This window comes from Streptosporangium sp. NPDC000239, from assembly GCF_040300765.1.
Taxonomy (GTDB): domain Bacteria; phylum Actinomycetota; class Actinomycetes; order Streptosporangiales; family Streptosporangiaceae; genus Streptosporangium.
On record NZ_JBEPEI010000006.1, the window covers coordinates 154440 to 177682 of the forward strand.

25 protein-coding genes are annotated in these 23243 nt (G+C 72.4%); 5 read left to right on the forward strand and 20 right to left on the reverse strand.

Annotation, left to right across the window (positions count from 1 at the left end; all coding sequences use genetic code 11):
• Window positions 1–15 precede the first annotated feature (15 nt).
• Entirely contained in the window at window positions 16–753 is a 738-nt protein-coding gene (locus ABT340_RS17900) for a class I SAM-dependent DNA methyltransferase (RefSeq protein ID WP_352011854.1), read from the reverse strand.
• Window positions 754–803: 50 nt separating this feature from the next.
• On the opposite strand from ABT340_RS17900, the gene ABT340_RS17905 reads away from it, so the two are divergent.
• A complete protein-coding gene (locus ABT340_RS17905; protein ID WP_352011855.1) occupies window positions 804–1148 on the forward strand; it encodes an ArsR/SmtB family transcription factor in 345 nt (114 codons plus the stop codon).
• Here ABT340_RS17905 and ABT340_RS17910 read toward each other — a convergent pair.
• From ABT340_RS17910 to ABT340_RS17985, 16 genes are all read right to left on the reverse strand, one after another.
• Window positions 1108–1869 (reverse strand): metallophosphoesterase family protein, encoded by a 762-nt coding sequence (locus tag ABT340_RS17910; RefSeq protein WP_352011856.1) that lies wholly within the window; start codon window positions 1867–1869, stop codon window positions 1108–1110. The genes ABT340_RS17905 and ABT340_RS17910 overlap by 41 nt on opposite strands.
• Before the next feature lie 138 nt (window positions 1870–2007).
• The gene (locus ABT340_RS17915) at window positions 2008–3225 is read right to left on the reverse strand and encodes an ATP-grasp domain-containing protein (protein ID WP_352011857.1); all 1218 of its coding nucleotides are present in this window, start codon (window positions 3223–3225) and stop codon (window positions 2008–2010) included.
• A gap of 5 nt (window positions 3226–3230) precedes the next feature.
• Window positions 3231–4016: an inositol monophosphatase family protein gene (locus ABT340_RS17920; protein ID WP_352011858.1), complete on the reverse strand. Its 786-nt coding sequence runs from the start codon at window positions 4014–4016 to the stop codon at window positions 3231–3233.
• 7 nt (window positions 4017–4023) lie between these two features.
• Entirely contained in the window at window positions 4024–5265 is a 1242-nt protein-coding gene (locus ABT340_RS17925; RefSeq protein ID WP_352011859.1) for an ATP-grasp domain-containing protein, read from the reverse strand.
• On the reverse strand, window positions 5262–6416 hold the full coding sequence (locus ABT340_RS17930) for a hypothetical protein (RefSeq protein WP_352011860.1): 1155 nt from the start codon (window positions 6414–6416) through the stop codon (window positions 5262–5264). Before ABT340_RS17930 ends, ABT340_RS17925 begins: the two co-directional genes overlap by 4 nt.
• Complete coding sequence (locus ABT340_RS17935) at window positions 6413–7486, reverse strand: amidohydrolase family protein (protein ID WP_352011861.1); 1074 nt, start codon at window positions 7484–7486, stop codon at window positions 6413–6415. Before ABT340_RS17935 ends, ABT340_RS17930 begins: the two co-directional genes overlap by 4 nt.
• A gap of 51 nt (window positions 7487–7537) precedes the next feature.
• Window positions 7538–8377 carry a nucleotidyltransferase family protein gene (locus tag ABT340_RS17940; RefSeq protein ID WP_352011862.1) on the reverse strand — a complete coding sequence of 280 codons (840 nt, stop codon included), beginning with the start codon at window positions 8375–8377 and terminating at the stop codon, window positions 7538–7540.
• A complete protein-coding gene (locus ABT340_RS17945; RefSeq protein ID WP_352011863.1) occupies window positions 8374–9210 on the reverse strand; it encodes a hypothetical protein in 837 nt (278 codons plus the stop codon). The genes ABT340_RS17940 and ABT340_RS17945 overlap by 4 nt, the downstream gene beginning before the upstream one ends.
• A complete protein-coding gene (locus ABT340_RS17950) occupies window positions 9207–10475 on the reverse strand; it encodes an MFS transporter (RefSeq protein ID WP_352011864.1) in 1269 nt (422 codons plus the stop codon). The genes ABT340_RS17945 and ABT340_RS17950 overlap by 4 nt, the downstream gene beginning before the upstream one ends.
• On the reverse strand, window positions 10472–11170 hold the full coding sequence (locus ABT340_RS17955; RefSeq protein WP_352011865.1) for a class I SAM-dependent methyltransferase: 699 nt from the start codon (window positions 11168–11170) through the stop codon (window positions 10472–10474). Before ABT340_RS17955 ends, ABT340_RS17950 begins: the two co-directional genes overlap by 4 nt.
• On the reverse strand, window positions 11167–13122 hold the full coding sequence (locus tag ABT340_RS17960; protein ID WP_352011866.1) for an alpha-hydroxy-acid oxidizing protein: 1956 nt from the start codon (window positions 13120–13122) through the stop codon (window positions 11167–11169). Before ABT340_RS17960 ends, ABT340_RS17955 begins: the two co-directional genes overlap by 4 nt.
• Window positions 13119–13709, reverse strand: coding sequence for a thiamine pyrophosphate-dependent enzyme (locus tag ABT340_RS17965; protein ID WP_352011867.1), 591 nt, complete (start codon window positions 13707–13709; stop codon window positions 13119–13121). The genes ABT340_RS17960 and ABT340_RS17965 overlap by 4 nt, the downstream gene beginning before the upstream one ends.
• A gap of 7 nt (window positions 13710–13716) precedes the next feature.
• Window positions 13717–14244 carry a thiamine pyrophosphate-binding protein gene (locus tag ABT340_RS17970; RefSeq protein ID WP_352011868.1) on the reverse strand — a complete coding sequence of 176 codons (528 nt, stop codon included), beginning with the start codon at window positions 14242–14244 and terminating at the stop codon, window positions 13717–13719.
• A 61-nt stretch (window positions 14245–14305) separates the two neighbouring features.
• Window positions 14306–15424 carry a GNAT family N-acetyltransferase gene (locus ABT340_RS17975; protein ID WP_352011869.1) on the reverse strand — a complete coding sequence of 373 codons (1119 nt, stop codon included), beginning with the start codon at window positions 15422–15424 and terminating at the stop codon, window positions 14306–14308.
• Window positions 15409–16164 (reverse strand): YqcI/YcgG family protein, encoded by a 756-nt coding sequence (locus ABT340_RS17980; RefSeq protein WP_352011870.1) that lies wholly within the window; start codon window positions 16162–16164, stop codon window positions 15409–15411. Before ABT340_RS17980 ends, ABT340_RS17975 begins: the two co-directional genes overlap by 16 nt.
• Complete coding sequence (locus ABT340_RS17985) at window positions 16157–17044, reverse strand: nucleoside-diphosphate kinase (RefSeq protein ID WP_352011871.1); 888 nt, start codon at window positions 17042–17044, stop codon at window positions 16157–16159. Before ABT340_RS17985 ends, ABT340_RS17980 begins: the two co-directional genes overlap by 8 nt.
• 509 nt (window positions 17045–17553) lie before the next feature.
• On the opposite strand from ABT340_RS17985, the gene ABT340_RS17990 reads away from it, so the two are divergent.
• The 4 genes from ABT340_RS17990 (at window position 17554) to ABT340_RS18005 (ending at window position 20797) form a co-directional block, all read left to right on the forward strand.
• Entirely contained in the window at window positions 17554–18042 is a 489-nt protein-coding gene (locus tag ABT340_RS17990) for a GbsR/MarR family transcriptional regulator (protein WP_352011872.1), read from the forward strand.
• Between the two features lie 42 nt (window positions 18043–18084).
• On the forward strand, window positions 18085–19287 hold the full coding sequence (locus ABT340_RS17995; RefSeq protein ID WP_352011873.1) for a cytochrome P450: 1203 nt from the start codon (window positions 18085–18087) through the stop codon (window positions 19285–19287).
• Between the two features lie 137 nt (window positions 19288–19424).
• Entirely contained in the window at window positions 19425–19841 is a 417-nt protein-coding gene (locus tag ABT340_RS18000) for a DUF2795 domain-containing protein (RefSeq protein ID WP_352011874.1), read from the forward strand.
• Between the two features lie 56 nt (window positions 19842–19897).
• Window positions 19898–20797 (forward strand): glycosyltransferase family 2 protein, encoded by a 900-nt coding sequence (locus tag ABT340_RS18005; RefSeq protein WP_502992513.1) that lies wholly within the window; start codon window positions 19898–19900, stop codon window positions 20795–20797.
• 31 nt (window positions 20798–20828) lie between these two features.
• Here the strand turns inward: ABT340_RS18005 and ABT340_RS18010 are convergent, their stop codons facing one another.
• The 3 genes from ABT340_RS18010 to ABT340_RS18020 form a co-directional block, all read right to left on the reverse strand.
• Window positions 20829–21782, reverse strand: a complete 954-nt coding sequence (locus tag ABT340_RS18010) for a glycosyltransferase (protein WP_352011876.1) — start codon at window positions 21780–21782, stop codon at window positions 20829–20831.
• Window positions 21779–22339: a D-glycero-alpha-D-manno-heptose-1,7-bisphosphate 7-phosphatase gene (locus ABT340_RS18015; RefSeq protein ID WP_352011877.1), complete on the reverse strand. Its 561-nt coding sequence runs from the start codon at window positions 22337–22339 to the stop codon at window positions 21779–21781. The genes ABT340_RS18010 and ABT340_RS18015 overlap by 4 nt, the downstream gene beginning before the upstream one ends.
• Window positions 22340–22426: 87 nt before the next feature.
• Window positions 22427–23182: an SDR family NAD(P)-dependent oxidoreductase gene (locus ABT340_RS18020; protein ID WP_352011878.1), complete on the reverse strand. Its 756-nt coding sequence runs from the start codon at window positions 23180–23182 to the stop codon at window positions 22427–22429.
• Between the last annotated feature and the right edge of the window lie 61 nt (window positions 23183–23243).

The following is a 23243-nucleotide window of genomic DNA, read 5'->3' on the forward strand; positions in this document are numbered from 1 at the left end:
CCGGACCGCCCCGGCTCACCCGGCGTGTTCGTAGACGCTGACGTGCCGCCGGCTCGTGGCCGTGTACGGCTCGTGTTCCCAGCCTCCCCAGCGCTCGCGCAGCCGGAGACCCGCGATCCTGGCCATGAGGTCGAACTCCGGCGGATGGGCCAGGCGGAGCCTGATGGGACTGAGGACGATGCCCTCGGCGCTGATCCTGACGTGGTTCTCGTCGAGGATCTGCGTCACCGGGTCGTAGCGGCACACGTCCAGGCCGACGTGGTCGACCCCGACGTGCTCGGCGTCGACGTACTGGTGACGAGGGCGCGCCGGGGCGGTCGGTATCCGGCACTCCACGACGAACACCCCGTCCTCGGCCAGGTGCCGGGCCGCGTTCTCGAAGCAGCGGACCTGGTCGTCCTGGGTGAGGAGGTTGCCGATCGTGTTGTACACCAGGTAGACCAGGCCGTAGCGGCGTCCGGTGGTGACGGTGGACATGTCGCCCATGGTCACCTCGATCAGGTCGCCGCCCGGCTTCTCGCGCATCCGGTCCACCATGTCCGGTGAGAGCTCGACGCCGTCGACCCGTATCCCGCTTCCGGCCAGCGGCAGGGCGACGCGGCCGGTGCCCACCGCGAACTCCAGTGCGTCACGCCCGGCAGCGAGCCCGGCCAGGAACGCGACCGTCCGCTCCTCGTCACCACGGGTGTCCTCGGCGTCGTAGCGCATGGACACCTCACGGCCGAAGCTCGTGCGCGGATCGAACCCCTCCATGTCCTCTTCCTCTCGCTCGGTCCGGCGCTCCCCGCCCCGGAGGAGCCCACGTGAGAAGTCCACGCCACCCGGCGCGAACGGCCAAGCAACGCAGGGTGGGGCTTAATGAAATCGGCTCCGCCCCCAGACGCCACCGCCCTGGCGGGGCGCTGCTGGGCGCGCCCAGGGCCACGTTGCTCGGCCTGCTTGAGGAGCCGTCGCCGACGGTCGAACTCGCCCGCCGCCTGAGGGTGACCCCGAACGCCGTCTCCCAGCACCTGCGCGTGCCGTACGGCACCGGCCTGGTCACCCGGGTCCGTGACGGGCGGCACGTCCTGTACCGCAGAAGTCCCCTCGGCGACCGGCTGGTGGCGTTCAGCAGGCCGTACGGCCGTCGCGCGGGCCGAAGGCGGTGACGGCCTCGGCGTCCGTCGTGACGGCGTGGATGTAGTGCTCGGCCCACGAGCGGCAGTCGTGGTAGCCCGACCTGCGCACCACGGACTCCACGGCGTCGTCGAGGTCGAACGGGGTGCGGCGGATCTGGACCTGGCCGTCGCGCAGCAGCAGCCAGTGACCGCCGGTGCGGCCGTAGGGCATGCCGATGCTTCCGGCGTTCACCACGAGACGCTCGTCCACGAGCCGCATGTACGGCATGTGCGTGTGCCCGCACACCACGGTGCGCACGTCGCCGGGCAGGTCGGCGAAGACCTCCGCCCAGCGCTCAAGCCGGGTGTCGACCAGCACGACCTCGTTGTCGTCGCGCGGGGTCCCGTGGCAGAAGACGACCTTGCCGAAGCCCTCGACCTCCATGGTGACCGGGTGGGGCAGGTCGGCCAGGAGCTTGACGTCCTCGTCGCGGAGCTGCCGCGCGGCCCACAGGTCGATCTCCCAGGCGTCCTCGACGCCCTCTCCCCGCGCGAACGCGACCAGGTCGCGGTCGGCGTTGCCGCGCACCAGGACCGCCCTGTCGCCCAGCTCGCGGAGCCGGTCGAGCACCTCGACGGGCTGGGGGCCCGCGGCGTGGTCGCCGGTGACGACGATCCTGTCGGCGGCCATCACCTCGGGTTCGGCGAGCACGGCCTCAAGCGCGGGCAACACCCCGTGAATATCGGACAGAACAGCGACACTTGCCACCATCGAATGTCCTTTCTGGCCGCGTCGGGTACGGGTCTCAGGTGCTTTTCTACACGGCCGCCGCGGCCGGTCGCCAGCGGACCGGCCGACCGGCCGGAAAAAGCCCTGAACGACACATGTGACGATGATTTATCGGTGGAATCATTCTGTTGTCACCAGACGATATTCGGACAGCGCGTTTTCCATGCGCTCCCTGACCTCTTTCGAATCCCTTCCCGCTATGTGCAGATATCCGGTGCAGGCGTTCGAGGCGCGCGCCGGTTCGAGACGGTCGCCGACCGAGGCCGTGACCTCGCCGGAGATGACCCCGGGAAGGGAAAGAAGGTCTTCTATGGGGGAGATGTCCAGCACGCGGCCACGGCGGGCGGGAAGGAGAAGATCCCCGACCGACCTGTCGAGGGTGTACGCCAGTTTCGGACGCCGTCCCACATAGACGTCCGCGACGGCGGCCAGCATGTCGAACCCGTGGGAAAGGCCGTGGTTCTCCGGCAACCAGGCCCCGCTCAGCCGCGCCGCGATCTCACCCATGACGTGGGAACCGTCCGGCCGGAGAAAGAACTCCGCGTGGAGATAACCGTCGCGATAACCCAGCGCGTCGGAGATCCGCTGCGCCACCTTCCTCGGGTCGAGGGGCTTGGGCTCCGACGGCGCCAGGGTGATGTCGGCGTTCATCGCGCCCTCAAGCGTCTCCAGCATGGGGGCCGGGTTGACGGCGACGAAGGCGTCCTGGACCTCGCCGCGGTGCACGAGGGCGCACAGCTGGTGCTCGGTGCCCGCCACGTGTTCCTCGACGATCCACCGCCGCCGGGGCCGTACCGCCATGATCCGGGCGGCCGAGGTCATCTCGTGGGAGTGGAACCTCCAGACGTCCACGCTGGAGCCGGAGACGGCCGGTTTCACCACGACGGGCCATCCGTGCCGGTCGGCGAACGCCCGTACCTCCTGCGCCGAGGTGACGGCGCGCCAGCGCGCCGCGGGCAGCCCGGCGGCGGCGAACAGCTCCTTCATCGCCACCTTGTCCGTGACCAGGCGGACCTGGTCCCGGGTCATGTGCGGCAGCCCGGCGAACGCGGCGAAGCGGTGCGTCAGCGGCTGGAGCGTCTCGTCGGGGTTGCAGAAGTGGGTGGGGACGGCCCCGAGCCCGGCGGCCCACTTCTTGTAACGGGTCACCTCCCCGGCCAGCGGCCGGTCCTCGTCGATCACGAAACAGGGCACGCCGTCCGGCACCGTACCCGCCGTGGCCCCTGTGCACAGCAGCACCGTGCCGATGTCCGGCCGCTCCAGCAGGTGACGGGTGAAACGCCGCCTGCGGCTCGTCACGAGCAGCAGCACGGGCCGCCCGGCGCGGGTGTGGGCCATTCCCGTCACCCCACCACGTGGCGGTGCTCGGTCAGGAGGCCGAGCAGCGCGCGCACCACGGCCGGTTCCCCGGCGATGTCGATCCGGGTGCGCCGCAGGGAGCGGCCGCGTGTCACGGTGCCGCCGCCCGCGCGGACCAGGCCGTGTCCCGCCGCCGTGTCCCACCACGGGAGGGCGACCGCGATGTGGGCGTCGAGGGTCCTGGCCGCCACCCTCAGCAGGTCACAGGCCGCCGAACCGGTCCGCACCACCTGGTAGCGCCTGCCGACGAGCCGGAGGATGCCGTGGGCCTCCTTGAGCTCCTCGGCCCCGTACGGCAGCGCCACGGCGACCCGGACGTGCCGCTCCGCGGGGCCCGGCGACCGGGTGAAGCTGCCGTCGAGCGAACCGTCGAGCGTCGCCATCCACTGCCCGTCGGCGGGCCGGACGATGACGGAGGCCAGCCAGCGCTCGCCGGAGACCGCCGCGACGCTCACCGCGTAGTGGGGCGAGGCCCGCACGAAGTTGGCGGTGCCGTCGAGCGGATCGACGATCCAGGTGACCCCGGAACGCCCGGCCTGGTAGCCGGACTCCTCGGCCAGGACCGCGTCGTCCGGCCTGGCCGTGCGCAGCAGGTCCATGATGACCGACTCCGACCTCAGGTCCGCCTCGGTCAGCAGGTCCTGCTCGGTGCTCTTGCGCGTGACCCGGTAGGTCTCCCGCGCGGTGTCCTCGATCTCCGCCGCCGCGCGCCGGGCCACGACGAGAGCGAGCCTTTCGATGTCCAACCCGGTGTCCGACTCGGTGTCCAACGCCGTCTCACCCCCGCTCCCGGCCGCGCAGCCGCCGCAGCGTCAGCTCGATCACCTCGTCGAGCCGGGCCTGGACCTGCGCCTCCGTCTCACCGCGTACGGTCACCGTCACGGCCGCCTGGTTCCAGGCCGCGGGCCGCGGCATGACGTCGCCGACCTGGAAGCGCAGCTGGGTGTCGATGATCCAGTCCTCGGCCGGGGGCGTCAGGTCCGTGTCGAGCCGTCCTGCGGGGGCGTAGACCAGCGCGTAACCGGTCAGGTGCGGGGCCGGTTCAGGGGGCCGGGGAACCTCCAGCCCCAGCTGGGAGCGGATGACGACCTCGTCGAGGTTGACACCGGTCCGGGACAGGAAACCCGGGATGATGCCGCCGCCGCCCGCGCGGCCGCCGATCTCACAGAAACAGACCTCGTCCCCGGAGCCCCCGGAGCCCTGAGTGAGGAAGACCTCATGGTGGGTGACGCCGCTGAAGTCGGGGTAGCAGGCGAGGACCCGGCGGTTGAAGGCGAGCAGCCGGTCGAGGGTCGCGCCCGGCCCCACGGCCACGTCGCGGAACGCCTCCAGGCGGCGGTAGGACGTCGTCTCCTCCACGCTCCGCCCGGCCACCGCGGCGAGCGGCACCCCGTCACGGACGACGCTGTCGATGTGGAACAGCCGCCCGTCGACACGTTCCTCCACCTCGTAGCGGGCCAGCTCGTCCTTGGAGGTCGTGGCGGCGAACCGGCGGACGTCCTCGGCGTCGTCGAGGAAGACGATGCCGGCGGAGCTCTCCCCACGCCGCGGTTTGGCCACCACGGCGCCGTGCCTGCGCAGCAGCTCCAGGGCGTTCGCCTCGGTGAAGGGAGCGAAGTCGGGGACGCGCACGCCGCGCTCCCGAAGCCGCTCCTTCATGACCACCTTGTCCCGGTACCCCAGGACCTGGTGCTCCGTCGGGCCGGGCACGCCCAGCCGGTCCCGCATCCTGGCGGCGGTCAGCAGCAGGCCCTCGCTGATGGCGACGATCCGCTGGGTCGGGCGTTCCGAGACGCCGTCCAGGAAGTGCGCGGCGGCCTCAAGGAGGGTCTCGTCACCGCGCGGGACGCCGACGACGCCCGCGAGTTCGTCACCGCGGGCCTGGTCCAGCTTGCGGATGTCGGTGACGAGCCGGACGCGGTTGCGGGAGGCGGGCAGGAAGGCACGGCCGTCGGTGTCCCGGTAGTACCGGTAACCGATGTGGTCGAGGACGAGGGTCTGTACCGGCTCATCGCTCATCGTCGGCTGTACTCCGCGTATCGGGCGGCGAGTTCCGCCGCGGCCTGCCCGGCGTCGTCGAGCGCGAGCTGCTTGCAGTGGTATCCGAGCTCCGCCCGCATGATCTCCGTCGACTCCTCGGTGAACTCCACCAGGCCGTCGGCCCCTATCCGGGCGATTCCGTCGTGACGCTGGCCGTCGAGGTTGATCTCCACGGCCTCCTTCTCCGACAGCCGGGGCGGCAGGTCGAGCTCCGTGCCGTCCGGGGTGATCCTGACCGGGTAGCCGCCGGGCAGGCCCGCCCAGCCGGGGGCGTGCACCTCGGCGCCGGTGCCGGTGGCCAGGGGTTCCAGCACGCTCAGGGCCGACGCCGCGGTCATGACCTGCCCCTCCCGGCCGCCGGTACGGCGGTACTGCGTACGCATCAGGGCGAACATGACGTCCTCGGGAGGCAGCGCCGCCGTGACGTCGGCGCCGTCCCGCCAGAACGTCAGGTGGTAGGCGGCGCCGCCGCCGTCCCCGGTCCGGGAGAGCCGGTGCCCGACGAAGTGGTGCGCCACGAAACGCGGCCGTATCTCCTCCGGCGGGCAGCCGAGGTGCCGGGCCGCGATGGCCCGCAGCGCGGGGACCGAGTTGGCCACGTTGCCGATGCCCAGGTGGGGGCTCAGCCCCACCCCGGCGAGCGCCGGGTGCACGGCGTCGGGGTAGGCCGCGTTGACCACGACCGCCGGACTGCCGGCGAGCCGTACGGCTCTCATGAGGCCGAGCACCGGGGACAGGTGCATCGGGAGCCACGGCCCGAAACGGGCGGCGCCGACACGTGCGAAACGGTCCCGGGGCAGTTCGGAGAGCACGTGCCAGGACTGCAGGCTGGCCGCGGCGAACACGATGTCCGGGGCGAACCCTGCGAGGGCCTCCGCCGTGCGCGCGGTGTCGTCCAGGTCCGCCACCAGGGGCTCGACCGGCCAGTACCTGCCCAGCTGGGCGGCCGAGAGCGCCACCATGTTGGCCGTGCGGACGACCGCCTCCCCGTCGCGTCCGAGGATCGCGAGACGGCGGGGGGACGGCGCGTTCGCCAGCCCGTGCAGCACCCGTACGGCGAGGTCGCCGCAACCGGCCACCAGGACACGGACGGGGCGGTCCCCGGCGGGGACGAGGGGCGGGGGCGTCATCGCGGATCACCCGCCGCCCGCCCGACCAGGCGCGGGACGAACCGCGAGGTGTTGGCGGCCAGCAGGTCAGGGGGGCAGAGGCCCGAGAACTTCGCCAGCCAGCCACCGGACTCCACGGTGTCCCAGTGGGGGTAGTCCGAGCCGAACAGGATGCTCTCCGCGCCGAGCTGACGAGCGGCCCACAGCACGTGCTCCTCCCCGGGGTCGGGCACCACGGCGAAGTGCTCGCGGAAGGTCTCGACCGGGTCCGGCACGTCCCCCGCCAGCCGCCTGGTGTGGCTCGCGAGCCGTCCGAGCACGCTGGGAATCCAGGCGATGCCGGACTCCAGCATGACCACCCGCAGGCCGTCGGGCAGCCCGTCGGGGCGGGTGACCAGGTCGGCCAGCGCGATCATCTGCTCGCCCATGTGCCCGAAGGCGTGGGTCATCGCGTAGTCGTCGTAGGCGTCCGCCAGCGGCGACCACTGGTGGCAGCCGGTTCCGCCGTGCACGGCCAGCGGGAGCCGCAGCCGCGCCGCCGTGCCGAGCAGCGGGGCGAGGTCCGGGGAGTTCAGCCGCGCCGTGGCGGTGCGGGCGGTCGGCCGTACCACGACGGCGACCAGGTGCGGGTCGTCGGCGTACCCCCGCAGCGTCTCCTCGCTCCACTTCGGGTCCTCGGCGGAGGCGAGGAAGGCCCACTTCAGGGTCAGGCGGGACCGGGCGCAGGCCCGCGAGGCCAGCCGGTTGTACCCGTCGAGCAGGCGCAGGCGCGTCTGCTCGTCCTCGACGGCCTGTACCGACAGGCCGACGAACCCGGGCTGGAGGACGGCCGCGGCGATGCCGTGTTTGCCGGTGAAGGCGGCCCTGTCCTCGTCCTGGCCCGGCCCGATGAGGTGGCCCAGGCCCTTGGGGTTGCCGTGCCCGGGGCCGCTCGGCTTGGGGAAGACACGGTCTCCGAGCCGGAGCCGTGTCACCCCCGCCTCGACGACCACCTCGGGGCGTTCGGCGGCGGTGAACCCGATGTCCTCCCAGATCTCGGGAAGGTGGTCGGTGAAGTGCGTGTCACAGTCGTACAGTCCGGCGTCGGGCACGAGATCTCCAGCTTCTGTGGTCGCGGGTCGTCGATGTGCTTTTCGCGGGCATCACTCGACTCCCATGTGCCGGCCCTGGGCCAGCCATTCGAGCCCGTCCTCCGGGTCGAGGGCCATGTCCCCGGCGATCCGGTCGACCGAGGCCGTGGTCATCAGGCCGGCGGACAGGTCCTCAAGGCCGCGGCGGGCGCCGTCGGGCAGCGCGCCCGGTTCGTCGAGCAGGCGTTTCGTGATGGGGTACCAGTACCCCCGGCCGATGAGCCGCGCGTGCGCGAGGGAGGTGGCGGCGGCGAGCACGTGCCCCAGGGCGCCGATCGTCTCTCCCGCCCTGACGTGGTCGGTCGCCAGCAGCAGGCAGCACGCCGCGCGCCCGCGCCACCAGGCGGCGGCGTTGTCCCGCAGCGCGACGGGGCAGGGGGGCCGCCCGACCTCACCGTGCACGGAGACCGAGAGCGCGGCCTCGCTCAGCAGGATGTAGGACGGCACACCGCTGTGGATCTTGGGGTAGGAGTGGACGAGGAAGGCCCCCCTGTCCGCCCGTTCCCGCTCGGCCTCCAGGTTCGCCAGCGGGCGCAGGCAGACGTCGATCCTGGGGGAGACCGGCACCGAGAACTCCGACTCCTGGAACGGGTGGCCGAGGTTGGCGGTGACGATCTCGACCGGCTCGCTCCCCGAGGGGAGAGCGGGCAGCAGGCGGCGCAGCTCCGCCTCGGAGGGCACCTCCTCGACGTAGACGAGGATGTCCCAGTCACTGTCCGGGCTGGTCGGCCTGCCGCGGGCCCGTGAGCCCGCGATCCGGACGGAGCGGACGACGGGCGAGCCGGCGAGGCCGTCCACGACCTGGCGGACGACGGGCGGAAGCGCGGGGACGTGGGAGGCCGGCGTGGTCACGGCCGCCCCCCGAGCCCCTGACCGCGCAGGTAGCGGGCCGCGGTCGCGCCGTGCTCCGTGCCGGGCAGCCAGTCCAGCAGGCCCGCCGCCAGCTCCTCGATCCGTGCGAAGAGCTCGGGTACGGCCGTCATGTCCCGGCGCAGCAGGGCGCCGGCCTCCACGAGCAGCCGGGGCCTGTCCACGGCGGCCGACAGGTCCGCGGTGAGGTGCCTGCCGAGGTTCTTGACCTCGTGCAGCACACGGTCGTCGGCGGCCAGGGCGCTGACGAGCAGGTGCTCGACCGCCAGGCGCAACTGGACCGAGGCGTCGAGCGGCAGCCCGTCGGCCTGGGCGGTCGCGGCCTTGCGATGGAAGTGGAGCGCGGTCAGGTAGGTGGTGGCGCAGTGGAACGCGGGCAGCCACCCCAGCTCCATCCGTTTCCGCCAGCGTTCGACCGTCTCGTCCCCGTGCAGGACCAGGCCGCCCCGAAGCCGGGACAGGAGCCTGATCTCCAGCACGTCGAGGACGGGCAGCTCCAGATCCGGGGTGCCCGGGTCCCCGACGCGGGACATCCCGGCCGCGAGCTCGGCCAGGCCGTCCAGCGGACGCAGCACCTCAAGGCTGATCACCGGGTCGCAGGAGTAGATGTGGTTCAGGCACAGGCTCATCGGCCGCACCACGCACGGCGTGCCGTCACCGGGTGGCGCCCAGCCGTACGGCGCGTCCACCACCAGCACGTTGACGTTGGAACCGCGCATGGCCACGCCCTCGGCCGTGGAGCCGGCCAGCACCACGCCGCAGCCGTCCGGCCAGGAGAAACGCCGTGCCAGCGCCTCAACGAGTGTGTCGCTCATACACCCCTCACCTCCGGCATCCGCCGGGCCGACTTGACGATCAGCATCGCCGGGACACAGACCAGGCCGCCCACCGCGGCCACCAGCAGGGCCGTACGCGTGGACGTCGTGTCCGCGAGCGCCCCCGCGACGGAGTACGAGATGGGCACCAGCACCTGGGACAGGGCCCAGTCGATGCCGAACACGCGCGCCACCTGGTCGCGTGGCACGGCGCTCTGCAACAGCGCCCCCCACAGGACCGTCGAGACGGCGAGCGCCGCGTTGATCACGAAACTGCCGGCCAGCGCGGGCCACGGCGACGAGTGGACGGCGAATCCCGCCAGGCCGCCCGCCATCACCCCCCACGCGAGGTAGAGCAACGGCAGCGTCCGCCTGTCGAGTGGCCTGCCTCCGACGAGGAGGGCGCCCGCGACCTGGCCGACCCCGCCGACGGCCAGGACGAGGCCGTACATCTCGGCGCCGCCGCCGACCTCGTTGCGCAGGACGTAGGGGACGAGCACGTTCCACGGCCCCATGACGCAGACGACCGCGACCGCGCCCGCGGAGAAGGCGTAGAGCAGCCAGCGGTGCCTCCACGCGTAACGCCAGCCGCCGAGGCCGTCGGCCAGCAGGTTCGCGCCGTCCCCGGGGCCGGGATCCCGCTCGGCGCCGACCCGCAGCAGGAACAGGAACGAGACGACGAAGGTGCCCGCGTCCAGCAGGAGCACCCAGTCCGCGCTGTAGTTCGCCACCAGGGCGCCGCCTGCCACCGGGCCGACCAGCCGCCACATCAGGGGCCGGATGGCCTGGTCGGCCGAGTTGGCGCCCACCAGGTGCTCGGGAGGGACCAGGGACTGCACCATCGTCGCGAAGGCCGGGACGAAGACGGCCTCGGCGGCGGAGAACAGGGCCAGCCCGCACAGAAGCAACCAGCCGTTGAGGAGACCGGCCATGCCCAGCAGGCCGAGGGCCGCCAGCGTGACCGCCCGGCAGAGGTCACCGGCCAGCATCACCCGCCGGGCGCCGAAACGGTTCACGAGCGCCCCGGCGACCAGCGCGGCGGGCAGTGCCGCCAGGGCCATCACCACCCCGATGGACGCCAGCGCCGTCGCGGTGTTGCTCATGGAGAGCACCAGCCACGGCAGCGCCACGAACATCATGCCGTCCCCGAGCAGCGAGACCGCGAACCCGGCCCACAGGTACCTGAAGTCCCGGATCCGGAAGGGCCGCAGCTGCGGCCGGTCCGCCATCCGCGACAGCAGGGTGGTCCTGGGCTCCCGGGTCATCCGCGCTCCGGCCCCGCGGGCGTCTCGAACAGGCAGTGCCAGTGGAAGGACCCCGGCGCCGAGTGCTCCGCGTCGTGGATCGACAGGGGTTCCGCGGGCCGGTTCAGCGTGACCAGCCCGGCGGCGTCGCAGTAGAAGTGCGGGTGCACCTTGTCGTCGTCGGCGTCGGGCCGTACGAAGGTCCCCTCCGCGACCTCGACGCCCTGCCCGTAGCCCCGGTTGCGCCGCGACAGCATCGTCACCTGGTAGAGCCCGCCTGGCCGCAGCACCCGGTGGATCTCCTGGACGGTCGCCCGCACCGCCTCCGGGTCTCCGTGGTAGATCGCGTTGTAGGCCAGCACGTAGTCGAAGTGGCCGTCGGGGTAGGGGAGCCGGTTCATCTGGCCGATCCGCAGGTCCACGTCGACCCCGGCCTGCTCGGCCGCCGCGCGTGTGTGCTCGACGGCGGTCGGGCTGGCGTCGACGGCCCAGCAGCGGAAGCCGGACCGGGCCAGGAACACCGCGTGCCTGCCGACCCCGCAGGCCAGGTCGAGCACCGTCCGCGCCCGCCGTTCACGCAGCAGGCCTACGGTGCCGGCGACCCAGGGGTCGACGGTCGACCAGTCGGCGCGCCCGTCGCCGGTCCGCCACACCTGGTCCCAGTGCTGGTGGGCCGTGGTGCTGGCCGTGGTGCCGCCCGTCTGTCCCTGGTTCACGCCCACTCCCGCACCCCGATCAGTTCCCGGTCGAGGCCGTCGACGGCGGGGGCGCCGAGGAGGGCCATCGTGTGGTCGAGTTCCTCGGTGAGGGAACGCAGGACGCCCTCAACCCCCTCCTGGCCGCGCGCCGCCAGCCCCCACAGCACGGGACGGCCCACCAGGACGGCCCGCGCGCCGAGCGCCAGCACGGTCGCCACGTGTGCCCCGGTGCGCACCCCGGAGTCGAACAGCACGGGCACCCGGTCGCCGACCGCCGCCACGACGGCGGGCAGCGCGTCCGCCGCGGCCACGTGCCGGTCGGACTGACGGCCGCCGTGCGTGGACACCTGGATCGCGTCCGCGCCTGCGTCCACGGCCCGCCGGGCGTCCTGGGGGTGCAGGACGCCCTTGACGACGAGCGGGAGCCGGGTGCGGGAGCGCAGCTCCGCGAGGTCCGCCCAGGAAACGGCCGGATCGGGGAACAGCTCGGCGACCAGACCGGCGGGGGTCAGGGAGGGGTCCCGGCGCCGCCGGTGGGCGAGCAGGTCGACGAAGCACGGGTCCTGGACGATCGCAGGCGGCGCCGTGTCGAACCGCCGGAACCCGTTGCGGGCGTCGCGGCTCCTGCGGCCGACCAGCGGGACGTCCACGGTGCACACCACCGCCCTGGCGCCCGCCTGTTCGGCCCGGCCGACCAGGGACCAGCTCACCTCGCGTTCCCGCAGCAGGTACACCTGCTGCCACAGCCGGTCCGGGGCGGCCTCGGCCACCTCCTCGACCGGGCGGGAGCTGAACATGGACAGGGTGAAGCCGAGCCCCAGGGAGTGCGCGGCGGCGGCCGTGGCCACCTCGGCCCGGGGGTGGCACAGGGCCTGCAACCCCATCGGGGTGACCAGGAGCGGCGCGGAGAGCGGGGTGCCCAGCAGCTCGGTCAGGGTGCTGCGGGCGGAGACGTCCCGCAGCACACGCGGTGTGAGCGTCAGGGCGTCCAGGCGCTCGACGTTGCGCCGCATCCCCGACTCGTCCCCGGCGCCGCCCGCGCAGTAGTCGAAGGCCGCCTCGGTCATCCTGACCCTGGCCGTCTCGACGTCGGAGGGGCGGGCCGCGCGCTCCTCGACCCGGGGCCGGGGCTCGGGAACGGGGACGCCGGTCGCGGGCGGCGGGTCGGTCGCGTGGCCGTGTTCGGCAAGCTCGAACAGCCGCTCGACCCCGGCGAGGTCGGGAAGGACGTTCTCCAGACGCCGCGAGGCCATCAGGTCGCGCAGCACCCGGGAGGTCTGCGCCACCAGGTTGCGGATGACGACGTTGGCGAAGATCACGGTCACCGGGCCGTGCGCGGCGAAGGCCTCGGCGTCCACGCCGGGCAGCACGGTGGGGGCGAGCACCATGGGCCGCAGCGGGGCGATCCGCTCGACGACGGGGAGCAACTGGTCGGCGCTGGCCCGGTTGGCCTGCGCGAACAGGGCGTCCGCGCCCGCCGCGGCGTAGCGCCGCAGCCGCCGCACCGCCACGTCGGCCCCGTGCCCGGCGACCAGGGCCTCGGTCCTGGCGATGACCTGGATGGAACGGCGGGCGGCCACCATGGCGGAGATCCGCTCGGCGAACGCCTCGGCGCCCAGCAGCTCCCGGCCGCTGAACCGGTCGTCGAGGGAGTTCCGCTTGGGGAAGACGTTGTCCTCGACGCAGATGGCGGTGGCGCCCGCCTCCTCGTAGAGCTTGGTCGCGAGCACGGCGACCTCGTCGCTGCCCCTGCCGGTGTCAGCGTCGACGTAGATCGGCAGGGACGTCACGGCCCGCACCGAGCGGACGATGGCGGCCACCTCGGTGACCTCCAGGACCTCCCGGTCCGGGACACCGCGGCTGGCGGACATCTCAAGGCTGCCGAGCCACAGGACGTCGGCCCCGGCCTCCTCCGCGAGCAACGCGGTGATGGGGCTGTGCACGCCTATGCCGATGCGTAACTCGTTCATTGGGCTGTCTCCTGCCGGGAAACGTCTTCACGGAACCGCGCGATGAACCTCTCGGTGATCTCGGCCGGGTGGAAGGGGACCCGGGGCGGAGGCGGGCCGCCGTCCGTCGCGACGAGGACGTGGACCAGGCCGACGTGCCCTCCGCCGACCGCCGCGGACAGCGCCAGGGAGAGCGCGTCGCCCTCGGCCACGGAGACGGCCGTCGAGTACCCGCAGGCCTCGGCCATCTTGACGAAGGAGAACCGGGGCGCCGGTGACCCCTGCCCGCCGGTGCTCTCGTACATCCCGTTGTCCAGCACCACGTGGACCAGGGGGCCGGTGGCGGCCGCGGCCAGCGGCGCCGCCGACAGCCCCATGAGGGTGTTCCCGTCGCCCTCGACGGCGAAGGCCACCGCCCCGGACAGCTTCGAGAACCCGACGGCCATGGGAAGGGCGAGCCCCATGCTGCCCATCATGTAGAAGTTCTCCGCCCGGTCGGAGAGCGCGTACAGCGCGCGGGGGATGAGCCCGTTGCCGGTGAAGACCGCCGCGTCCGCCGCGTCGGCCGCCCGTGTGACGCGGGTGAGCGCCTCGCCTCTGGTCAGCATCCGCCGCTCACGCCCCTTCCGGCGCGCACAGGACGGCGACGGGGATCCGGGAGGAGCGCGCGGTGCGCAGGGCCGCGCGCAACCGCTCCGCCACCTGCGCCGGGTCGGCCAGCCGGCAGCGCAGTACGGGGATGCCCAGCGCGTCCAGTACGGCGGGGGCGGGCCCGCCGATGACGTTGTGGTGGGGGACGTCCCGGCCGTCGTGCCCGGCCCAGGAGACCATCAGCACCAGGGGGACGCGGTAGACGAGCGCCAGGCTGGTCAGTGCGTCGACGCACGTCCCGAGCCCGGCGCTCTTCATGAACACCAGGGGTGTCGCGCCCGCCAGGTACGCGCCCGCCGCGAGCGCGACGCAGTTGTCCTCCCGCGTGCCGGGCAGGTAGCGGTCGGCGGCGCGGGGGTGCTCCGCCAGCCCGCTCAGGAAACCCGCGAGGTGGGAGTCGGGCACGCCGGTGATGAAGTCGTATCCGGCCGCGAAGACCTCCTCGGCCAGCACGGGAGTTCGCTCGGTTTCTCGCGCGGCAATGACATCCAAGTCTGCGTCTCCAGTTCGCCGTGCACTCGCTGTGCTGTCGGGGGGTGCTGCCGGGTGGTTCTCAGGGCGGGTCGTCCCGGCGTGCGGCACGTTCGATCCACGGGGTGAGTCCTCCGCAGAGGTCGGTGACCCAGATGTCCCGCCTCGCCCCGTGGCATCCCCGCCACTTCTTGCTCCGCTCGTAGCCCAGCCCGTAGTCGATCGTCCGTACCCCCTCCTCCCGCGCGGCACGGACCGGGGTGTAGAACATCACGTCGAAGTAGGTCCTGCGGCAGGCCGGGTTCTCGTAGTCGAAACCGCACCAGAACACGTGCCACTGCTCGCCGTACCGGATGAACAGGCTGAACGCCAGCAGTTCGTCGCCGGCGGAGCGGCTGTGGAACAGCCGGAGGCGCTGCGGCGGGAAGAGCGAGGTGAGCCGCTCCAGCCTGGACCACTCGGTCTCCGGCGTGCTGTACCCGCCGTACTTCCCGACGAGGTTCATCCGCAGGCGGATCTCCGCCGCGCCGGGGACGTCCGCGGGCGCCGGGGCGGTGCGCACTCCGGCGCGGGCGAGGTCGCGAAGGTCCCACCGCACCTTCTGGCGGCTGGTCTTGGGGAGCCGGGCGACGTACTCGTCGAACCCGCCCCGCGGCACGTCGAGGACCGACCGCACCGTGCCGGGGATCCGCGACCACGCGGGGGAGGCAGAAAGCGCCGAGCACAGCGCGGGACCCGCCGCGTACAGCACCGCCGCGCAGACCGCACCGGCCTCCCGCGCCCACGCCGTGACGGCGGCCAGCAGATCGCCGACCCGCTCGGGTGAGGGGCCGCCGGGGCCGACCACGCCGGCGTCGTAGCCGGGCTGCACGATCGCCAGGAACGGGAAACAGAGCGAGCGTTCCGGGGCCTCGCCGGGCGGGCGCCGCTGGTCGGGGAAGACGGGTGGATCACGCCACATCAGCTCGTGGAGGTTGAACGACTCGTAGCAGTCCGGGTCCTCGATCAGGTATCCCGTGGTCGCGGCGAGGGTGACGCCGTCGCGCACGAGCCGGAAGTAGTGGCCCCGGCCCGGCGGTCTGTCCCCCATCATCTCCAGCCACGCGGGCGAGGTCAGGAAGGTCAGGTCGGGCCAGCGCGGCGGCAGGACCTCGTCGACGACGAGCCGCGCCCCGTCCCCGGCCCTCAACGCCGCTCCCATCGGATGGGACACCCGCCGGTCAGCGGCCGTCCGTCGATCTCGGGGAAGTACTGCTTCCACTTCTCGGCCGTCGATCCCAGGCCGTCCCCGGCGTCCGAAAGCAGCGGAACGTCCTCGTACCGGGACAGGCTCCGGCGGATGCGCCGTTTGGCCGCGCGCCCCGCCGCCGTCGAACCGCCGATGTTCCCGAAGACGCTCCGGGACTGCATCGCGATGAGGAGGCACTGCCCCAGGGCCCGGCTGCGCCGGGGGCCGTAGGCCGGGCACATGCCGAAACCGAAGAGCCGTTCGCCGCCGAAGTTGAAATCCCATTTCGGGTCGTCGGGGTCGTCGGGAACGTCAGGGGGGCGTGGTCCTCTGTCAGACGAATGCAGGCCGGAAAGGACCTTCCAGAAAAGGGCGCGGTACCCTGCGAAGTCGCGTTCGCCGGACGGCGGGCCGACCATGAGGAGGAACGAAAGCCGTTCTTCGGGGGAACCGCGCTGGATCCCGATGAAATGCGCGAGGTCGCGGGCCACGGCGGCCACCTCGCCGGAGAAGTCCCGGCGCAGGTTCATGAACGTGTAGTAATTGTTTCCCGCGGCTTCGCCGATGGCGCCGAAGTGGCAGGGGTAGGGAAAGGGATGGGTGGAGAGCAGGGTGTCACGGATTCGCCGCCGTTCCCGGGAGACCCATTCGGGGGAGTCCTCCGGCGGTTCCTGGGCGCTCGTCCACATCCGTGCGGAGGCGCTCTCACCCACGTGCGTCACCGCCCGCGACCGGGTCGGGATAGGCCACCGGCGGGAAGTACTGCGAGGTCGCCAGGACGGCCCTGGACCAGGGGTCGACCCTGATTCCGTAACCCTGGAGCGCGGTCCACAGCCGGTCGGTGTCCAGCGGTGGCCCCTCGGGGGTGAACGTGGAGCCCAGGGCCCGGCGCAGGAGCAGGTCGGCGGAGCCGTCCAGGCTCTTCGCGACACGGGCGACGAGCTCGTCGTCGAGCGGGGTCTTCGGCGTCCCGGCGAGGTCGTGGGCCACGGAGGCGGCCTCGGAGTCCGGTAGGAGCTCCCACAGGTGGGCGATCAGGACCCTCCTGAACTGGTCTCTCACCTGCAGGAAGCCGCGGTTCTCCCCGGTTCCCGGCGCTCTGTCGAGCAGGGAGGCGAGGGTGCGGGCCCCCGGCGTCGCGAGCTGGGCGTGGCTCTCCGGCAGCTCGCCGCGGCCGAGGTTGCCCCACTCCCTGACGAAGAACGTCCGCCAGTCCAGTTCGGCCTCCTGCGGGCTGTCCGAGGCGTGCAGCAGGCCGAGGATCGTGTTGACCGCCCCGTAGCGCAGCCGCAGGGAGGAGGGGGAGGCCCGTTCGAGCGGTCCGGAGCCCTTCATCTCGGTGAAGCGCCGGTGGATGTCGGGCCCGCCGGTCAGCAGGAGCGCCAGTGAGGGCCCGAGCCGGTACAGCGCGTCGATCGCGCGGTACCGGTAGGTCCCGAAGTGGATCCTCCTGAGGGCCAGGTCGTCGTAGATGACGTCGAGCAGGAGACTTCCCGGCTGGACGACCCGTGCCGCCACCTCCTCGCAGCCGGCGTTCAGCACGTCGTCCACGATTCGGCGCCCGAGCCCGCGAATGAAGGAATCGGGGCTCACGACGACCACAAGATTACGGGACCAGTCCACGGCCTTTCACCTCTCGTACGCTCAATAGAATTTCAAGAGGTTGTGCAGTGTTTCCGGACGGGCGGGAAATGAGGGTCGCGCGTCCGTTTGTCATCTTTCCGGAAACGCGGAGGGAACCCTTCCCGAGAACCGTTCCGCTATAAGGAAAGCACTGTCCCGCACGCCTGGCTGAAAAACGGCTCCCGGTGCGAGTGAATATGTTCGACTTCAAGAGCATGCGACATGTCAAGAAAGCGCGTCAACCGTGAACGGGCGATTGACGCCACGGGTCCGGCCGGTCCGGCTCGTCCCGTGTGTGACGGATGTCTCCGTTCGCGGGTGGGACCTGGGGTTTCGCGGATCATGTCCCGGCCCGACGCGCGCCCGGCGGATGAAGTGTGATCTACGTCACTCATGGAGCCCGGCGGATTCCGGCGGAGGGTGGACGCGCGGTCCTTCACTCCCGCCGGAAAGAGGCGTACGCTTCGTAAAGTACGTACTTGACGTTCATTGCGGAGTTGGCGCTTGTGGACCCTTCGGAGACCGAGTTCGTCGATCGCATGGGGCTGATCATGGAGCGTATGGGCAGGACGCGCACGATGGGCCGCCTGCACGCGTGGCTCATGATCTGCGACCCGCCCGACAGGTCCCTCACCGAGCTGGCGGCCGAACTGGGCGTGAGCAAGACCGCGGTCAGCACGGTCGCCAGGCAGCTGGAGCTGAGCGGGATGGCGGAGCGCGTTCCGACCGCCACCCGTGAACACCGCTACCGGACGGCCAGCGGCGAGTGGGCCGAGATCGTGCGGGCCCAACTGGCCGCCGTCAGGCAGAGCCTCGACACGCTCGACCTCGGACTGTCGATCGTCGGCGACGACCGGCCGGACCAGCGCGCCCGGCTGAAGGAGACCCGGGACTTCTACGCCTTCGTCCTGCAGGACGCGGACGGGATGCTCGAGCGCTGGAAGGAGTACCGCGAGAAGACGTCCTGACGTACCGCATCAGGCAGAGGGATCCTCAACCAAGGAGAGGCGATGTCAGGCATCGTCGAACGGTACGACATCCCCAAACAGCACTTCTGGCTGCACGGGCCCCGATCGGGCCCGGCGGTCGAGTTCGACAGCCGGACCGGGCTGTGGAACGTCTACGGATACCAGGAGACGCACGAGGTCTTCAGCGACCCCGCGACGTACTCCTCCGACACCATGCGGGTGATTCCCCAGGAGATGTCGTTCGGCGAGGAGTTCTCGCTGGACGGCTTCATCACCCAGATCGACCCGCCGGAGCACGGCAAACTGCGCAAGCTGGTCAGCAACGCCTTCACCAGGAAGGTCGTGGCGGACCTCGAACCGAGGATCGCCGCCCTCACCAACGAACTGCTCGACGCGGCACGTGAGCAGGACCGCTTCGAGCTCGTGCGCGACCTGGCCTATCCGCTGCCGGTCATCGTCATCGCCGAACTGCTCGGCGTGCCCAGCGGCGACCGCGCCCTGTTCAAGCAGTGGGCCGACGCGCTGTTCCAGCGTGACGCCGAGATCTCGCTCAACCGCTCGGAGGAGGAGCGCAAGGCGGACGTCGCGGCCACGTTGAAACCGTGGCGGGAGATGACCGCCTACCTCGCCGCCCACGCGGCCGAACGCAGGCGACAGCCGCGCGCCGACCTGCTCACCAGGCTGGTCCAGGCCGAGGTGGACGGCGAACGCCTGCCCGACGACCAGGTGGTCAACTTCGCGATCATCCTGCTGCTCGCGGGACACATCACCACGACGATGCTGCTCGGCAACACGGTGCTGTGCCTGGACGCCTTCCCCGAGCAGCAGGCCAAGGTGCGCGCCGACCGGTCCTCGATCCCGGCCGTCATCGAGGAGGCGATCCGGTACATGACCCCCTTCGCCCTTCTCGGCCGCGCCACCACCCGGGAGGCCGAACTGGGCGGCGTGACGATCCCGGCCGACAAGATGGTCATGGTCTGGCTCGCGGTGGCCAACCGGGACCCGCGCCAGTTCCCCGATCCCGGCGTCTTCAACCCGGGCCGTGACCCCAACCCGCACCTCGGGTTCGGCCGGGGCATCCACTTCTGCCTGGGCGCGCCACTGGCCAGGCTGGAGGGACGGGTCGCGCTGGACATCCTGCTCGACCGCTTCGAAACCCTGCGGACCGACCCGGACGACCCCGTGCTGTTCATCCCCACCCCCTCTCTGACGGGGGTGCGCCGCCTCCCGCTCATCCAGGGATAGGCACCGTACGGCCGCCCCCGGAAACTCGTCTCCGGGGGCGGCGCCTGTCCCGGCCACGCCGCTCGACGGTCCGGTGGTGGGTAGCCGCCGGCATACGGGGCAGGGGCAGGAGTATGAACTCGGAAAGGGGACCAGAGATGGAACGGGGAAGCACCAAGCACGGTCCGCGGCTGGACGACGAGCAGAAACACGAGGTCCAGGGGATCGTCCAGGGAGGAGAGGACAGCAGCGTCGAGGAGTGGAAGGAGCCGGAGCCCCTCGATGCCCCCGGCGAGAGGGATCTGGCCCCGGGGCCCCGGCCACCCGGTCACGAACCGGGCTCCCCGGAGGAGATGACCCCGCAGGAGGTGGACAGCCGTAGCGTCCTGGCCCGCTGGATCAGCGGCACCCACGCGTTTCCCGCCGACCGCGCGACCCTGCTGGCCCGCGCCGAGGCGCAGTCCGCGCCGGATCCGGTGCTCTCCGCCCTGCGGGCGCTGCCCGACCGGACCTTCGCCAACGTCGAGGAGATCGCCGAAACGCTCGGGTTCGGCGGTGGGGAGCAGCGGGACTGACCGGTGGGTACGGCCCCGCCGTACCCGGGAGGGGGGACCCGCCGGAGATGGGCGACATGACGCCGGAGAGGAGCGGGGCGGACGGGCCGAGAGTGACGGTCGTGGTCGCCAGCCGCGACCGCCGCGCCGAGCTTGAGCGCTCCCTGCCTCGCCACGAGGGGCCGGTGATCCTGCTGGACAACGGCTCGGCCGACGGCAGCGCGGAGATGGCACGACGGCGCCTCGCGCACGTGCGGGTCGTCGAGCTGGGACGCAACCTGGGCGCGCCCGCCAGGAATCTGGGGGTACGGCTCGCCGGGACGCCCTACGTCGCCTTCGCCGACGACGACTCCTGGTGGGCAGAGGGCGCCCTGGAACGGGCCGCCGACGTGCTGGACGCCCATCCCCGGCTGGCGGTGCTGGCCGGGCGCGTCCTGGTCGGCCCCGAGGGCCGGCCCGACCCGGTCTGCGCGGAGATGGCCGCCGGTCCGCTGGGTACGGAGCCGGACCTGCCGGGGCCGAGCGTGCTGGGTTTCCTGGCGTGCGGGGCGGTGGTACGGCGGGAGGCCTACCTGGCCGCCGGAGGCTTCGACAAGGTGGTGTTCTTCTTCGGGGAGGAGGAACGCCTGGCCCTGGACCTGGCGGCGGCCGGATGGGGACTGGCCTATGTCGAGACCGTGGTCGCCCACCACCATCCCTCCCCGGCGCGGGACCCCGGGGGCAGGCGGGCGCTGGCCGCCCGCAACGCCATCCTCACCGCCGTCATGCGGCGGCCGTGGCCGGTGGTCGCGCGTGCGGTGTCGTCGGCCGCGCGTGGCGGGCCCGCGGGGCGACGGGGAATCCGGGACGCCGTGGGAAGGCTGCCCGCCGCGCTGGCGAGCCGCCGGACACTGCCGCCGTGGGTGGAGGCGGCCCGTGACTCACTGGAACGACCCGAACGGCGCCGTGACCGGCCACGGAAGGCCGGGGACGCCTGAGCCCCACGCACGCGCACGCCCGCGGGGCCCCTCAGGCCGTCCGCGTGAGCAGGAGGTCCCAGTCGGACAGGAAACGGCCCAGGCCGTACCGGGCGAGGGCGGCACGTCTGGCGGCCTCGCCCGTCCGCCTCGCCAGGGCGGCGTCGGAGGCGAAGGACTCCAGGGCGGCGGTCAGGGTGGCGACGCGGGTCGAGATCACCCCCGCTCCGGCGGGGACGGCCTCCACGGCCTCCGTGGTGGCCAGCGCCACGACGGGCATGCCGAGCAGCATGGCCTCGATGAGGGACAGGCCGAGCGAGGTCCACCGGTAGGGGTGCAGGTAGACGCGGCGCCGGGCCAGTTCGGCGTGCATCGCCCGCTGGGGAAGGTCCTCGAACGTCCCGGCGGGCACCCCCAGTGCCTCCGGCAGGCCGGTGGTCCGCATGCCGAAGACGTCGAGCGGTACGGTCGCGGCGAACAGGGGGAGCAGGTCGGTCCCGGCGACCCGCTCGCGCCTGACGGGCTCGTTGACGACGACCCCCGCACGCGGTAGCTCGCCGGTGTAGCGGTGGCCGGGGTCCACGACGCCGTGCTCGATCACGTGTGTCGGCGCCCGGCCGCAGTCCCAGAACAGGTCGTTGAAGTGGGTCACGTGGACGACGGGGACGCCGGACTGCCCGGCGAGGGGATGGCGGGTGCGCGGGACGTCGCCCACGGGGGTGTTGTGCTCGACGTAGACGGCGGGCACGTCCCGCCCGGGACGGCGGCCCAGCCAGCCCTCGGCGAGTTCGAGCTCGTGCGGCCGTTGCAGGACGACCAGGTCGATCTCCTCCTCGCGCAGCCGGTCCCAGGAGACCTCGCGCACCGGATCCGGCCAGGGGTAGGTCCGTGCCCGGCCACGTCCGTCGGGGCCGCGGTCGGGCACGAGCGGCACCAGGTAGTCGTGGTCGCCCTGGACGAACGCGGTGGTCCAGGAACCGTGCACGTGCCACAGCAGGATTCTCATGTCGGTTCCCCGGGGTCGGTGGACGTGTCAGGAGGCGGGCGCAGCGCCCGTTCGACGGCGCCGGGGAGATCGGCGGCGACCTCGGGCGCCGCGGCCACCTCCTCGGCAAGGGTGACGGGGGTGGGGACGAGGATGCCGCGGGCCCCGGCGGCTCGGGCGGCCTCCACGTCGCGCCCGATGTCCCCGATGACCACGCAGTCGCGGACGTTCACCCCGAGGACGGCCGCCGCCCGAAGGACGAGCCCGGGAGCGGGCTTGCGGCAGCCGCATCCGTCGTGCTCGCCGTGGGGGCAGACCGCCCACACGTCGAACGGGCCGAGGATCTCCTCGACGCGGGCGTTCACCGCGCGCAGTTCCCGCGCGCCGATGAGTCCCCTGGCCACCCCCGACTGGTTGGTGACCACCCCGACGGGCACGCCCGCCCCGCGCAGCCGGGCGAGCGCCCGCCGTGCCCCGGGCATCGGCCGTACCCGGTGCGGATCGGCGTTGTAGGGGACGTCGACGATCAGTGTGCCGTCACGGTCGAACAGGACGGCGGCTGGGCGAGGGACGGTCAACGGCACCTCCGAGGACGGACTCGCACGAGAACCTCCCCGCGACAGGGCCGTGCTCTACCCCCGAACAGGTCAAGCAAACGATGCCCTTCACAGGCCGGAGCCGCCCGTGGCGTCGACGACCCGGCCGCTCACCCAGCGGGCGTCGTCGGAGGCGAGGAAGGCCACGATGTCCGCGACGTCCTCGGGGGTGCCGACCCGGCCGAGCGCCGACAGGGCCGCGGCCCGCTCCCAGGCCTCGGGGTCGGCGCGCAGCCAGCCCGCGTTGACGTCGGTGTCGATGATCCCCGGTGCGACCGAGTTGACGGTGATCCCGCGCGGGCCGAGCGCCTTGGCGAGGTTGAGGGTGAAGGTGTCCAGCGCGCCCTTGGTCGAGCTGTAGGCGATGATCTCGGGCAACGCCATACGGGCCGCGCCGCTGGAGACGTTGATGATCCGGCCGCCGTCGTTGAGCCGGGGCAGCGCGTGCTGGACGACGAAGAACGGTGCGCGGACGTTCACCGCGAACACCTTGTCGAACTCCTCCTCGGTGAGGGTGGCGATGCCAGCGCTGCGCCCGATGCCGGCGTTGTTGACCAGGATGTCGACCCGGGCGTCGCCGGTCACGGCGTCGAAGGCCGCCCACATGGCCTCGGCGTCGCCGTGCTCGCCCAGTTCGGCGCGGAGGGCGAAGGCCCGTCCGCCGTCCTTCTCGATGCTCTCGACGGTCTCCGCCGCCGCCGCGCCGCCCTGGGCGTAGGTCAGCACGACGGTGGCCCCGTCGCCCGCCAGCCGTCGCGCGACGGCCCGGCCGATACCCCGGCTGCCCCCGGTGACCAGCGCGACCTTGTCCGTGAGACGTCCCATGACGAAACTCCTTTGTTGAGTGATTGCTCAAAAAATACGGTAGCACGGATTATTGAGTGAG

Excerpts from the sequence above, each read along its gene's own strand:
- ABT340_RS17900 (WP_352011854.1), bottom strand. The coding sequence starts at position 753 with ATGGAGGGGTTCGATCCGCGCACGAGCTTCGGCCGTGAGGTGTCCATG.
- ABT340_RS17910 (WP_352011856.1), bottom strand. The coding sequence starts at position 1,869 with ATGGTGGCAAGTGTCGCTGTTCTGTCCGATATTCACGGGGTGTTGCCC.
- ABT340_RS17915 (WP_352011857.1), bottom strand. The coding sequence starts at position 3,225 with ATGGCCCACACCCGCGCCGGGCGGCCCGTGCTGCTGCTCGTGACGAGC.
- ABT340_RS17925 (WP_352011859.1), bottom strand. The coding sequence starts at position 5,265 with ATGAGCGATGAGCCGGTACAGACCCTCGTCCTCGACCACATCGGTTAC.
- ABT340_RS17930 (WP_352011860.1), bottom strand. The coding sequence starts at position 6,416 with ATGACGCCCCCGCCCCTCGTCCCCGCCGGGGACCGCCCCGTCCGTGTC.
- ABT340_RS17945 (WP_352011863.1), bottom strand. The coding sequence starts at position 9,210 with ATGAGCGACACACTCGTTGAGGCGCTGGCACGGCGTTTCTCCTGGCCG.
- ABT340_RS17950 (WP_352011864.1), bottom strand. The coding sequence starts at position 10,475 with ATGACCCGGGAGCCCAGGACCACCCTGCTGTCGCGGATGGCGGACCGG.
- ABT340_RS17960 (WP_352011866.1), bottom strand. The coding sequence starts at position 13,122 with ATGAACGAGTTACGCATCGGCATAGGCGTGCACAGCCCCATCACCGCG.
- ABT340_RS17965 (WP_352011867.1), bottom strand. The coding sequence starts at position 13,709 with ATGCTGACCAGAGGCGAGGCGCTCACCCGCGTCACACGGGCGGCCGAC.
- ABT340_RS17975 (WP_352011869.1), bottom strand. The coding sequence starts at position 15,424 with ATGGGAGCGGCGTTGAGGGCCGGGGACGGGGCGCGGCTCGTCGTCGAC.
- ABT340_RS17995 (WP_352011873.1), top strand. The coding sequence starts at position 18,085 with ATGTCAGGCATCGTCGAACGGTACGACATCCCCAAACAGCACTTCTGG.
- ABT340_RS18000 (WP_352011874.1), top strand. The coding sequence starts at position 19,425 with ATGGAACGGGGAAGCACCAAGCACGGTCCGCGGCTGGACGACGAGCAG.
- ABT340_RS18005 (WP_502992513.1), top strand. The coding sequence starts at position 19,898 with ATGACGCCGGAGAGGAGCGGGGCGGACGGGCCGAGAGTGACGGTCGTG.
- ABT340_RS18010 (WP_352011876.1), bottom strand. The coding sequence starts at position 21,782 with ATGAGAATCCTGCTGTGGCACGTGCACGGTTCCTGGACCACCGCGTTC.
- ABT340_RS18020 (WP_352011878.1), bottom strand. The coding sequence starts at position 23,182 with ATGGGACGTCTCACGGACAAGGTCGCGCTGGTCACCGGGGGCAGCCGG.